12 protein-coding genes are annotated in these 13,072 nt (G+C 36.8%); 2 read left to right on the top strand and 10 right to left on the bottom strand.

Annotated elements, in window-relative coordinates; all coding sequences use genetic code 11:
* Window positions 1–85: 85 nt before the first annotated feature.
* From hrcA to gpr, 6 genes are all read right to left on the bottom strand, one after another.
* Complete coding sequence (hrcA, locus tag ABC371_RS13575) at window positions 86–1,117, bottom strand: heat-inducible transcriptional repressor HrcA (RefSeq protein ID WP_412897278.1); 1,032 nt, start codon at window positions 1,115–1,117, stop codon at window positions 86–88.
* 99 nt (window positions 1,118–1,216) lie between these two features.
* Window positions 1,217–2,353: a radical SAM family heme chaperone HemW gene (hemW, locus tag ABC371_RS13570; RefSeq protein WP_412897277.1), complete on the bottom strand. Its 1,137-nt coding sequence runs from the start codon at window positions 2,351–2,353 to the stop codon at window positions 1,217–1,219.
* Between the two features lie 211 nt (window positions 2,354–2,564).
* Window positions 2,565–4,388 (bottom strand): translation elongation factor 4, encoded by a 1,824-nt coding sequence (lepA, locus tag ABC371_RS13565; protein WP_412897276.1) that lies wholly within the window; start codon window positions 4,386–4,388, stop codon window positions 2,565–2,567.
* A 129-nt stretch (window positions 4,389–4,517) separates the two neighbouring features.
* Entirely contained in the window at window positions 4,518–4,871 is a 354-nt protein-coding gene (locus ABC371_RS13560; protein WP_412897275.1) for a YqxA family protein, read from the bottom strand.
* A 12-nt stretch (window positions 4,872–4,883) separates the two neighbouring features.
* On the bottom strand, window positions 4,884–6,080 hold the full coding sequence (gene spoIIP, locus ABC371_RS13555; RefSeq protein WP_412897274.1) for a stage II sporulation protein P: 1,197 nt from the start codon (window positions 6,078–6,080) through the stop codon (window positions 4,884–4,886).
* An 87-nt stretch (window positions 6,081–6,167) separates the two neighbouring features.
* Complete coding sequence (gene gpr / locus ABC371_RS13550) at window positions 6,168–7,295, bottom strand: GPR endopeptidase (protein WP_412897273.1); 1,128 nt, start codon at window positions 7,293–7,295, stop codon at window positions 6,168–6,170.
* 246 nt (window positions 7,296–7,541) lie between these two features.
* On the opposite strand from gpr, the gene rpsT reads away from it, so the two are divergent.
* Complete coding sequence (gene rpsT, locus ABC371_RS13545) at window positions 7,542–7,808, top strand: 30S ribosomal protein S20 (protein ID WP_412897272.1); 267 nt, start codon at window positions 7,542–7,544, stop codon at window positions 7,806–7,808.
* Between the two features lie 39 nt (window positions 7,809–7,847).
* On the opposite strand, the gene holA is transcribed toward rpsT, so the two are convergent.
* Window positions 7,848–8,864, bottom strand: coding sequence for a DNA polymerase III subunit delta (gene holA / locus ABC371_RS13540; protein WP_412897271.1), 1,017 nt, complete (start codon window positions 8,862–8,864; stop codon window positions 7,848–7,850).
* 416 nt (window positions 8,865–9,280) lie between these two features.
* On the opposite strand from holA, the gene ABC371_RS13535 reads away from it, so the two are divergent.
* Window positions 9,281–9,415, top strand: coding sequence for a YqzM family protein (locus ABC371_RS13535; protein WP_116351544.1), 135 nt, complete (start codon window positions 9,281–9,283; stop codon window positions 9,413–9,415).
* Between the two features lie 80 nt (window positions 9,416–9,495).
* Here ABC371_RS13535 and ABC371_RS13530 read toward each other — a convergent pair whose 3' ends face one another.
* From ABC371_RS13530 to ABC371_RS13520, 3 genes are read right to left on the bottom strand one after another with little or no spacing between them, the layout of a single operon-like run.
* On the bottom strand, window positions 9,496–11,865 hold the full coding sequence (locus tag ABC371_RS13530; RefSeq protein ID WP_412897270.1) for a DNA internalization-related competence protein ComEC/Rec2: 2,370 nt from the start codon (window positions 11,863–11,865) through the stop codon (window positions 9,496–9,498).
* Window positions 11,828–12,397 (bottom strand): ComE operon protein 2, encoded by a 570-nt coding sequence (locus ABC371_RS13525; protein ID WP_412897269.1) that lies wholly within the window; start codon window positions 12,395–12,397, stop codon window positions 11,828–11,830. Before ABC371_RS13525 ends, ABC371_RS13530 begins: the two co-directional genes overlap by 38 nt.
* A gap of 60 nt (window positions 12,398–12,457) precedes the next feature.
* Entirely contained in the window at window positions 12,458–13,063 is a 606-nt protein-coding gene (locus ABC371_RS13520; protein ID WP_412897268.1) for a helix-hairpin-helix domain-containing protein, read from the bottom strand.
* Between the last annotated feature and the right edge of the window lie 9 nt (window positions 13,064–13,072).

Genomic DNA, 13,072 nt, shown 5'->3' with positions numbered 1-13,072 from the left:
CCCTTAAAGTGAATTTCTCACTTCACATAGTACTTAGTATATGTATTAGATGGAATATATCTCCCCCTACTAAATATGACCACTGCTATTCAATTTGATACAGTTTCGTTAGGACCTTTGAGAAATCTTGACTTATATGCTGCAACAAAGTGATAACACGTGAATACTCCATTCTTGTTGGTCCTAAAATGGCAATTGACCCAAGATGTTCATTACCAATGGAATAAGTTGCCGTTATTAGGCTACAATCATTCATCGCGATATTGTTGTTTTCATGACCGATCTTAATATTTATCCCTGCTTTGTCTGAACGTAACAGTCTCGAAAATTCATGCTCACTTTCGATCATTGTTAATAACGATCGTACTTTGTCAATGTCATGGAACTCTGGTTGACTTAACATATTTGTTTTTCCGCCAATAAACATTTTTTCTTCCGTTTTAAGGGTAAGAGTTTTGTCCAAAACATTTATGACTGCATCATAGTTTCGAATATTGGTTTTTAAAAGATAAGCAACCTCTTTATAGATTTTGTTTTTTAGATCGGTTAGCGGAACACCAATAAGTCGCTCGTTTAGAATGTTAACTATTTTTTCGATATCGCTCGGGTCAATAGAGTCAGGAAATGAAATTGTACGATTTTCTACATGTCCATTATCCGTAACGATAATTGCAACAGCTGTTTCATTGTTAATCGGAACAATTTGCAGCCTTTTCACTTTATTTTCTTTAAAGGCTGGACCTAATACGATTGCAGTATAGTTGGTTAAATCAGATAAAATCTGTGCAGATTTTTGTACAATTTTTTCGAGCTCATAAATCCTCTCTGCAAAAATCGACCTTAATTCTTGCTTTTCCTTAAAGGTTAACTGGCTTGGAGATAATAAATGATCCACATAGTATCGATAACCTTGTTCGGATGGAACTCTACCAGATGAGCTGTGAGTTTTTTCAATAAATCCTAGTTCTTCTAGATCTGCCATCTCATTGCGAATAGTTGCTGAGCTAAACACAATCCCATCCTTTTTCGACAATGTTCTTGACCCTACTGGCTGTGCAGATCTAATAAAGTCATCAATTATTACTTGAAGAATCAATAGTTGACGATCTGTTAGCAAGGAACATCACCTCTGTTAGCACTCTAATTTAGCGAGTGCTAATTCTATAATTAAATTACCAAATACATATGCCATTGTCAATGTTTAAACATATTCATTTTAAATCAAAAATGCTTGAAACACTTCATTTCCAAGAAATTTCCCTTTATGAGTTAGCCGAATAAAATCATCCTTTTCCTCAAGCAATCCTTTTTCCTTTTGTTCTTTAATTTGGCTTGCAAAAACATCATAAATACTGACAGAAAACTTTTCTTGAAAATGGGAGACGGAGACACCAGTTGTTTTACGTAAACCTAAAAAAAGTTCTTCTTCCATTTTTTCTTTTACAGTTACTGAATGTATTTCGACATAAGGAAAACCATGTTCGTCAATTGCTGACATATATTTTTTTATTGGACCGGCATTTGATCTTCTTTTTCCTTCAACATAGCTATGCGCACCAGCACCAATCCCGTAATATTCTTCATTATTCCAATATGTTAGATTATGTCGACTTTCAAAACCTTGTTTTGAAAAATTACTGATTTCATATTGGTGGAACCCGTGTTTCTCCATTTCACTCATTAAAATTTCATACATTTTAGCCTCGTTTTCTTGACTAGGTAAATGGAGTTTACCCTTTCTCATCAAGTTATAGAACACGGTTTTAGGTTCAACAATGAGAGAGTATGCGGAAACATGCTCTACATCAAGGGAGAAAGCCATATCAAGTGATTCCTGAAAACTTTCGATTGTTTGATGTGGGAGAGCATACATTAAATCAATGCTTATGTTTTTAAAACCAACATGTTTCGCCATTTCAATCGTATGAAAAACATCTTCACGGCGATGTGTTCTACCAATTGCTTTAAGGAGCTCATCATCAAAGGTTTGGACACCAAAACTAATTCGATTGACTCCCGAGTCTACCATTAGTTTTAATTTATCCTCATTAAGATCACCTGGATTCGCTTCAAAGGTAAACTCGAATGTCTTGCTTCGAGGCTTTATATACTTGTTAATACTAGATAGGAATAGTTCTAGTTGGTTAACAGAAAGAACAGTAGGCGTTCCCCCACCAACAAATATGGATTTAAGCGATGAAGGTGGATACGCTTCAATTGTATGTTTCATTTCAGTATCCATGTATTGAAGATATTCATCAACCGGTTGTCCTTTTAGAAATACTTTATTGAAGTCACAATAGTGACAGATTTGTTCACAAAAAGGGATGTGAAGGTATGCTGCTTGCACCAAAAAAATCACTCTTTTCTAAATAGAGAAAACCGCAGAAAGTTCTGCGGTATCTTTAATTTATTTGTCTCGCTCGTGCTCGCAGCGACTAGCGAGACTTCCCTCACCCTCCGTACGATAAGCTCAACATCGGCTCGCTACACTCTCCGTGTTTCCTTTATCTCCTTCGGGCTCAGTCCAGTCCGTACGTCGCTATACGCTCGCCTCCGCTTTTCTATTTGTCGTCCATTTTTAATACGGCCATGAATGCTTCTTGAGGTACTTCGACTGAGCCAACTTGCTTCATTCGTTTCTTACCTTCTTTTTGTTTTTCAAGAAGCTTACGCTTACGGGATATGTCACCACCGTAACATTTTGCTAACACGTTTTTACGCATTGCTTTTATGGTTGAACGTGCGATAATCTTTTGTCCAACCGCTGCCTGAACAGGCACCTCGAATTGCTGTCTTGGAATAAGTTCCTTTAGTTTTTCAACTATTATTTTTCCACGTTCATATGCTGTATCCTTATGAACGATGAAGGAAAGCGCATCTACCTTTTCAGCATTTAAAAGGATATCCATCTTTACAAGCTTAGATGGCTTATAGCCAATTAACTCGTAGTCAAATGAAGCATAGCCCTTTGTGCTTGATTTTAATTGGTCAAAGAAATCATATACAATTTCCGCAAGAGGAATTTCATAAATGATACTAACGCGTTTTTCATCAAGATATTGCATATCAATAAAAATACCACGTTTACCTTGGCATAGCTCCATTACAGCACCAACATAATCATTTGGCACCATCATTGTCGCTTTTACGTAAGGCTCTTCAATTCGATCAATTTTTTGTGGGTCAGGCATATCAGATGGGTTATCGATTTTCAAATCTGTTCCATCCGTTAGGAATACATCATAAATAACGCTTGGCGCCGTTGTAATTAAATCGATTTTAAATTCTCTTTCGATTCTTTCCTGAATGATTTCCATATGCAATAAGCCTAAGAATCCGCAACGGAATCCAAATCCAAGTGCCTGCGATGTTTCTGGTTCGAATTGAAGCGCAGCGTCGTTTAACTCAAGCTTTTCTAATGCTTCACGCAAGTCATTGTATTTCGCTGTATCGATTGGATATAATCCGCAGTATACCATTGGATTTAGGCGACGGTAACCTGGTAGTGGTGTAGTTACACCATTTTTAGCATTCGTAATTGTATCACCAACACGTGTATCGCCGACATGCTTAATTGAAGCTGTTAAAAATCCAACATCTCCAACTGTTAGTTCATCCTGTAAAGTTGCACGTGGTGTGAATACACCTACTTCAATTACTTCAAATTCTTTACCAGTTGCCATCATTTTAATTTTGTCTCCAGGCTTAACAGTCCCTTCAACAATTCGAATATAGGCAACTACACCGCGATATGGGTCATATAATGAGTCAAAAATGAGTGCCTGTAGTGGCGCTTCTGGGTCACCCTGTGGTGCAGGTACCTTTTCGACTACCTGCTCTAAGATATCTTCTATCCCAATCCCAGCTTTTGCAGATGCAAGAACCGCTTCTGAAGCATCTAATCCAATCACATCTTCAATTTCTTGTCTTACTCTCTCTGGATCCGCACTTGGTAGGTCGATTTTATTAATAACCGGTAAAATTTCCAGATCATTATCTAAAGCTAGGTACACATTTGCTAAAGTTTGTGCTTCAATCCCCTGTGCTGCGTCGACTACAAGTACTGCACCTTCACATGCCGCTAAACTACGGGAAACCTCGTATGTAAAGTCAACATGTCCCGGGGTATCAATCAGGTGAAAAATATACTCTTCTCCATCTTTCGCCTTATATTTTAACTGTACTGCATTAAGTTTAATGGTAATGCCACGTTCTCTTTCTAGGTCCATGGAGTCTAGCAATTGCTCTTTCATTTCACGATGGGTTAACGCATTTGTTTTTTCAAGTATGCGGTCAGCCAATGTTGATTTACCGTGGTCTATGTGAGCAATAATTGAAAAATTCCGGATTCTAGATTGTCTGTTACGTCTCTCTTCTTGGTTCATTCAAAATCCTCCTGTATGGAACAACTACACTAGATTAGATTATACAGAACTCTTTTGCCACATTCAATTAAGAAAAAAAGACCATATAAATAAAAAAGAGCTTGCTTTTATATTTGCAGCAAGCTCCCCCTATATTTTATCAAGTAAACTTCCAATTCCGTTTCCTATGGCAATCATGATTTTTTCAAATAAAGCACTAATCCCATTTCCGAGCTTTTCACCTATGCTTGAAAAAAGGTTAAAAGCTTCTACGTCCTCTAGTTGTTTTTGTTTTTGTTCTAAATCATGACTGGTTACTTTCCGCCCTAAGACGGATGCTTCGACTTCTCCGTTGTCATCAGTAATTTGAAAGGCACCTTGAAGGGAGGGGTCATTATAACCCCTCATGTTCTTCATTCCTTCATTTGCTTGCTGCATGCCGATCAATACTCCTAAAAGGAGAACTGTCACAATCAAGAAACATTTCATCATGAACTTTACCATTGGAATTGCTCCCTATTCTTTATTCGTTTCATCTGCATTTACTTTTTCAGCCTGCCAATAGTACTCCGCTAATACATCTGCAATGACTGCTGCAGAACGTCGTAGTTCTTCAAAATTATTATCGACTCCACCAAATTCAATCAGCATCGCATTTTCCGATTTGTCCTGGTTATATACCCCATTATTCCCTTGCCCACCTTGACCTAATACCCCCCTACTTAAACCAGGGTATTTTTCTTGTAACTTTTCATGCAATTTTTCAGCCAAGGCTAAGTTTTTTTCAAACTGGGGATTTTCGATTCCCACAATAAAGGCGATCTTCGCATAAGTTTTTCCATTAATCGTAATCGTTGTTACTTCTTTTCTCTGAGAGTCCCGATGTATGTCAATTAAGTAGTTTAAATCATTATTACCAGCCATAGCACTTGCTACTATTTCACCGGATCCTTTATACGCTGTATAATAATCGTAGCCTTTTTGCTTTAAATAGCGATTCATATTTGTGTTGTCTAGCTCGGTACCGATTCCTCGCGCCTCTAATTCTTGTTTCAGCATTTCCCCCACTTTCGTAACGTTTACATCAGGATGTGTTGCAGTATCTGGATTCTGTGTGTCTACTCCTTTTAAATGAGGAAAATATGATTCCCATGAATGTGTGTGATAAATATAAGCTACTTTTTTATCACCAGTCGTCATCGTTGGCGGCGGTACAGGTTGAGTAGGCTTTTCAGCTTGCTCAACATTTTGAGTGGCTATTTGCCTTTCATCTAATAAAACATCCAAAGGCGGTGGAGATTCTATTGGCATATTGGTATAGTTCGTTCCCTCACCCGCAACAAGTATTTTCCCGTCAAAATTGGAAAAACCCGGTAACTCTCTACCTAAAAAGCTTCGGGGGTCATCCAAAGTTAGATTGGTAGCCGCTTTAAATACGGCGCCTAGGTAGTCTGGCTTCGTTGTTGATTCCGGTAAACCTTGAACGAAATAATGATTTTCATACCCTAATAAGTGAACAAGGGCTTCTCCTGAAAGATTGGTTGCTACATTATTAATGGATGAAGAACTGATTCTATATTCTGGTTTAAGAGAGACAATCGCTCCCGTAATTGTAAATAATAAAATAAAACTAAAAATGAGGAATAGAATTCCTTTCACAATGCTAGTTCCTTGAATTGAGATCATCATCCCTTGAGCTCGAAAACTCTTCATATTCTACCTCCTCAATGTTTGTCTATCATATTGATATGTACAAAATTGAGTTAGTAGAACTTATTTGATAGATTTCACAATCTTTTTTTAATGCGTATAAGCCCCTGAATTATCCTGTTCGATTTCACCGTGTAATGCTGTGTTTAGTCCCCCCGCAATGACATTTGCCATATCCTCAATAAAGACATCGACCTCTTTTGGGGTGACCATCAAATTATGACCAAGTGGTGCCAACACTTCATGAATGAGCTTTCTTTTTTCATCATCTGGTAGTGTTCCGACAATACCTAAGAAAGTATTTCGTTCTTGTTCCCCTGGAAGGTCATCATCTGTTAATACCTTTTTTTCACCAAAGCTCATTCCAGCAGGAATGAGAGCACGCGAAGGCTTATCTCCTTCCTTCAGCTCTCTACCAAAATGCTTTAAAATAAAATCAATCGCATCACTTGTAATAGAAACAGCATCAACTACAGTTGGTATTCCAATGGCGATTACGGGAATACCTAGGGTATCTTTACTCAGTTCCTTTCGTTTGTTTCCAACACCTGAACCTGGATGGATCCCAGTGTCAGATATTTGAATAGTTGAATTCACACGCTCTACCGAACGAGCTGCAAGTGCATCTATCGCAATAACAAAATCAGGTTTTGATTTTTCTATCACACCAAAAATAATGTCACTTGTTTCAATTCCGGTTAATCCCATCACGCCAGGGGCAATTGCACTTACAGAACGAAATCCATCCTGTACATTTTCCGGCTGAAGTTGAAAGAGATGCCTTGTAATGACTAAATTTTCAACTGCCATTGGTCCAAGTGCATCTGGTGTAACATTCCAATTCCCTAAGCCAACGACAAGGCAGCTAGCATCCTTCCCGATATTTAGATTTGAGAGGAAATGACTAAACTCTTTCGCAAATACTGCTTGTACCTTTTGTTGGAGATTTGAATCTTTTTGACGGATTCCCTGAACTTCTAATGTTAAGTAGTTTCCTTTTTTCTTTCCTATTGCATCTGCACCTTCATCGGTAATTTCAACAGTTGAAATGGTAATGCCATCCTCCTGTCTTTCTTTTATAATGACACCTTCAATTTCTGATACTTGCGGTTGGTCTTCTGTTAAAGATTTATTACGTTCCTCGACTGCCATTGCACTTGCCTCAATAGCTAAATCAGTTCGAACTGAATATTTGGTTAAATCTAGTTGTTCTCCCAATCCTATTACCTCCAATTTTTTACATAGTATGTATAGCATTACCACCAAAAATGCGGTTCATGCAATTTTTATCATGTGGCAATAGATTGGTATTGCATTATTACAGTCAATTTGATAGAATAACTTTTGTTGTAACATCAGAGTATCAAAGACTGTATTCTGTTCATTTAGCGTAGGAAAGTGGATTTCCAGTATCGTAAATGATTGAACGTGTAGATCATCTTGATATTCGCAGGAGGTGAAAGTATGCCAAATATTAAATCAGCTATCAAACGTGTAAAAACAAATGATGAAAGCCGTGCTCAAAACGCAACTGTTAAGTCTGCAATGCGTACTGCTGTTAAAAACTTTGAAGCTTTAGTTGCTAACAACGACGCAGAAAATGCAAAAGCAGCATTCCTTACTGCTTCAAGCAAGCTTGACAAAGCTGCTCGTAAAGGTCTTATCCATAAAAATGTTGCTGACCGTCAAAAATCTCGTCTAGCTAAAAAACTTAACGAGGTTAACGCATAATAAATAAACGACTCGAATTGAGTCGTTTTTTTTATACCATTATTTAGCTAATTTCATAATAAATAGCTCCAATATTAATTTTTTATCCATTTTGCCGTTTTTCATTTCATAATCTGCTTCAGCAAGCTGGTTCATAATTTGTAGTAGCTCTTCTTGTGTAAATAAATTGGATTGCCCACCCGCTAACTTGACACGAAATGGATGAACCTTTAGATTTCCAGCAATCTGCTGTTGTCCATACCCTTGCCTAGAAAGCTCCTTCACCTGAAATATCAATCTAAACTGTGTAGCCAGTAAGGATAAAATTTTGATGGGCTCTTCATTATTTTGTAAAAGGTCATAAAAGATACGTAATGCCTCATCTAATTTACGATTCACTACCTTATCAATAAGTGAAAAAATATTTTGCTCCAATGAGCGTGGTACAAGTAATTGAACAGTTTCCTCCGTAATTTCACCATTTACTCCAAGGTATAAACACATTTTATCTATTTCCTGTGTAATGTTCATGAGATTTGTCCCAGCTACATGCAGTAGCTCTTGTATCGCTGAAGGACGTATGGTGACCTCATGCTGATTTACACGATCGGCAATCCAGGTATGTAAATCTTTTTCAGATAAAGTATTTACGGTTAAGACTTCCGCATTCGTTTTTAGTAGCTTAACGATTTTTTTTCGTTCATCCAACTTTTCGTAGGGTGCGGTGAACACAAGAATTGTAAATGGAGCAGGACTTTTTAAATAGTGCTCAAGGACTGAGATATTATGCTCAACCTTATCCTTATTTTTCTCGGACGTTAGGAATGAAGGATTTTGTAAAATAACAACTCGTCTTTCTCCCATAAAAGGAAGTGTCTCCGCATCAGCTAAAGCGACTTCAACTGGTGTCTCCTCTAAATCAAACACCGATAAATTAAAGTCCTTTTCTTCTTCTTCAATGCTATATTTAATCAGTAATTCCTTTGTTTCCTGGATTAAAAAATTTTCAGATCCATGCAATAAATAGATAGGTGCAAATTGTTTTTTCTTAATTTTTTTCCAAAGCTCTAAGTTCATTCGTATTCCTCTCCACTGTAAGCCTTCAACTATCTATTTAATCGTATCGGGAAATCGTATATTTTTCAACAGGTATATAAAAACAGGTATATAAAAGTAAAAAGGGAATTGGTTTTTGCCAATTCCCAATCTATATGAAACATTACCAAACAAGCCCCGGGAAACTTGTCGAGTAATGATATTCTTTTTTAGAATCATTACAGGGACGTTTGCTTATGTACTATTAGGTTACGCGTTCGTTTTTGAACTATTTGTGACAAGTGTTGTTAATAAAGGAAGAGTATCGGATAATAGGGGAAAAAGGGTTTTCATTTTCTTTTGGTTTTGTTTTTGTAAAACGCAACCAATTTTTCAAAGGAAATCTAGATTTTTTTGGGTAGTTAGGCTATACTATAACTGTTTAGGAGGGGTTAGGCGTGAACGAATTTGAAAAGAATATTAAAAACACACGAAATGACGTTGTAGATGCTGGAGTAGCATTCGTTGTATCCTTTGGCTTCTTCGCTACAATTTTCATTATCGCAACTTTAATTAAGGTTATCGGAGCTTAATACCGACAGAATACATACTGTCAAATAGAGACTGCCCTTTTTGTTGGCAGTCTCTTTTTCGTTCCTTGCTCTACTGTATCTTATGGAATTGTTTGCATAAAGGTTCCTGTTTTTTTAAGATAACGATATTGAATTGCACCATTTTTATCAGTTCGATAAACCTTTATTTTCTCTTTCTTTAAAAGATCAATAACATCTGGATGAGGGTGGTTAAATCGATTATTAACGCCGACCGGAATTAATGCAATTTTAGGATTTAAAAACTGCACAAACTCCTTCGTTGAAGATGTTTTGCTTCCATGATGTCCTACTTTCAATACATCCACCTGTAAGTTTTTATATGTTTTAATGAGGGCTAGCTCCACATCTTTTTCAATATCCCCTGTAAATAACCAGTTTAGCCCTCCAAGTTTCGTATAAATGACAACGGAATTATTATTTTCCTCCACCTCATTTCCGTTTGGGGCAAGAATATAAAATTGGTGTTTACCTTCCTTCCACTTTTGCCCACGTTCAACAAGGTTAATCCTCACTCCCTTTTTTGTAGCCATTTTCTTCAATTCGGCTTCTTGGCTTGCATCCTGCTTGCTTTTTCCTAAGACGATTTCCTTTATCCTTATATTTTCAATTAGATCTTTTGCCCCGCCGATATGATCTTGATGACCATGTGTGATAATAAGTTTATCTAGGGAACGTACTCCTTTTGATTTTAAAAAGGGCATAATGATATCCGCAGTCGAAAATTCATTCCTTCTTTTTTTCCATGGTTCTTGTTCAAATTGAATCGTTCCACCAGTATCAATTAAATAAATGGCTTTTCGATATGGAAGTTCAATATAGATACTATCTCCTTGCCCGACATCAATCATTGTGACTTCGCCATATGGATTTATGTATGGCGTGACTAGTTGGATCAATAAAATCCCTATAGGAGCAAGAAGTGCAGGTTGGAAAATCACTTGCTTTTTTTCCCAACAAATTAAAAAATAGAAGATTGCTCCACAATACAAGATCATAAGAATTAGACCCGGTTTTCCTAAGGTTAGTACAGGGAAAGAAAATTGCGAAAACCAAACAGTTGCTTGATTTAAGATTTCTAGGATCCACGTTAGAACAGCCGCAAACATTTCACCGATTGGTTCAACAATTCCGAGCACAATTACTGTGAATAATGCGAAAGGCAGAATAATCATCGAATATAATGGAACATACAGCATGTTTAAAGGTAAGCTTAATAATGAAAACTCGAAAAAGTGAAATAGTAAAATGGGCAACGAGGCTATTTGTGATAAAAATGAAACTGCTAATAAAGAAGAAAAAGGATTGAGATAGTGTTTAAAAATGGCTTTTGATGACAAGATTAAAGCTGCACTAACCATGAAGGATAATTGAAAACCAATGTTTACCAAAAAATACGGATTCAATGCAAGCATACAAATGCAAACAAAACTTATTACATCCAGCATGCTACTCTTTTTCCACCACATGATCGTCGAAAGTAGTAACATACACATTAGCACAGAGCGAATAACAGAAGGTGAACCCCCAGCAATAATGATATAAACTGGCAATAAACATAAGAGGAGAATCGAGGTAGACTCACGTGTTATTCCAAAGCGGATACATAAAAAGTAAAACATCCCTGTCATAAGGCTTACATGAAGCCCTGATATGGCTAAAAGATGGATCAAACCTAATGATTGATAGGAATTTACAATTTCATTCTCTATATTCGTTCTTTCTCCATAAATTAAAGCTTGGATAATCCCTGCAGTCGACCCATCAAAATGAGAATCGATTTGCTGAATTCCAGCTTCGCGGATTTTTAGTAACCATCGAGAGAACGACCCATTTTCCTGTAAAAAACACTTTTCAGGAGTTATCGTGTTTGCCTCAAAAATCCAATGGATTTTTTGAGCATATAAATACTTTTGATAATCAAATGAATATGGATTTCTTGATACCTGTGGTTTTTTGAGAGTTCCATTAAAGGTACACATTAATCCGATTCGTACTGATTCGCTAAGTTGAATTTTTTCTAACTCTGTTTGGATATAGTAAACCATAAGTAGCTTTTCATTTTGTGAGGTATTAACAATGACGGAAAGCTTATCACCATTGATATCAGGTGTATCAACTATTTCGCCATAGATTGTTTTTGTCGTAGGAACTAGTGTTGTTTGATTATTAGAATCAATAAGAATGAACAAACACATGAAGAAAAATAGAGTGAAAATACTAAGGACGGTAAGAGAAAAATGGTGGCGGAATATGATAAAACCTAATAAGAGGAGTGTGAGGAAGATAATAAACCAAGAAAAAGAAGTATAAGGGACTAGTATCCCCAAAACTGAAAAGAAAGCAAGATAGACAAGCTTTCCTTGTACATAATCCCCATACTTCCTGATTATATTAACCAATATTTGAAAAGAGTGTAGCAACCCGCTCATGCAATGCCTTTATTTCTTTATTATCCGCACCTGATTCCGTTACTTTCTCAATTAATTCATTAACAAACTCTAATTTCTCTTTTGATTTTAGGTCAATCACCATTTCTTGAAGTGGAACCTTTTGTACTTTTACTTTTGATTTCTCCAACAGTTCAATTGCGTATGGATGGTTTTTATAATCCTCTGCATAATAAACAACTTTGATTCCTGCCTGAATAATAGCTTTTGTGCATTGGAGACAAGGAAAATGCGTCACGTAGATTTCAGCATTTTCTGTGGGAACTCCAAACTTTGAACATTGTAATAACGCATTCATCTCAGCATGTACAGTTCTTATGCAATGATTATCTACCACATAGCAGCCTTCATCAATGCAATGCGTTCCGCCTGAAACAGACCCGTTATACCCCCCTGCAATGATTCGCTTATCACGAACAATTGTGGCTCCAACCGTTAATCGTGTACATGTACTTCTTAAAGCAAGCAGATGGCTTTGCGCCATAAAATACTGATTCCATTTAATTCGATTCAAATCTTCCCCATCCCTTCAACAAAATCTTACAATTATTTTATCGGCATCTCCCATAAGTCGTCAATTTAATTTAAGTTCGTCTTTAATCTTTTCAAAGGATTTTTCGCCTATCCCACTTACTTGAAGAAGATCCTCAAGTTGTTTAAAAGGTCCATTTTCTTCCCGATATGCTATAATCGCTGCTGCTTTCGATGGACCGATGCCAGATAATGTTTCAAGTTCTGCTTGAGTTCCTCCATTTAGTGATACCTTACCATCATTTTTTTGTGATTGACTGCTTATCTCCCATTCGGTGTTCTCACCCATACGCGGAACATAGATGACCATTTCATCCTCCACTCGCTCGGCTAAATTTACTTGCGTTTTGTTTGCATCTTCCGTAAACCCTCCAGCCATGTCGACGACATCTTTGATCCTCATTCCCTCTTGGACCTCAAATACTCCCTCATTAAACACAGCACCCTTAATATCTACTAGAATGACCGTGACTTCCTCTTCTACAACAGTTTTTTCTTCAACAACTGGTTCAAGTAGCAACTCCTCTTCTTCAATGTTTGGCTCTGCTTTGGTTTCTTGTCCAAAAATGCGATAGAACGCAATAAAAGTAACAAGACAAATTCCACAAACTATAATCATTAATTTAAATTTTTTATTTTTAAAATTCATGATTTACCT

Origin of the sequence: Bacillus jepli (assembly GCF_047238305.1) — a bacterium.
In the GTDB taxonomy this organism is placed as follows: domain Bacteria; phylum Bacillota; class Bacilli; order Bacillales; family Bacillaceae_L; genus Ferdinandcohnia.
The sequence above is the reverse complement of the archived record's forward strand: the minus strand, read 5'-3'. Positions and strand labels throughout refer to the sequence as shown.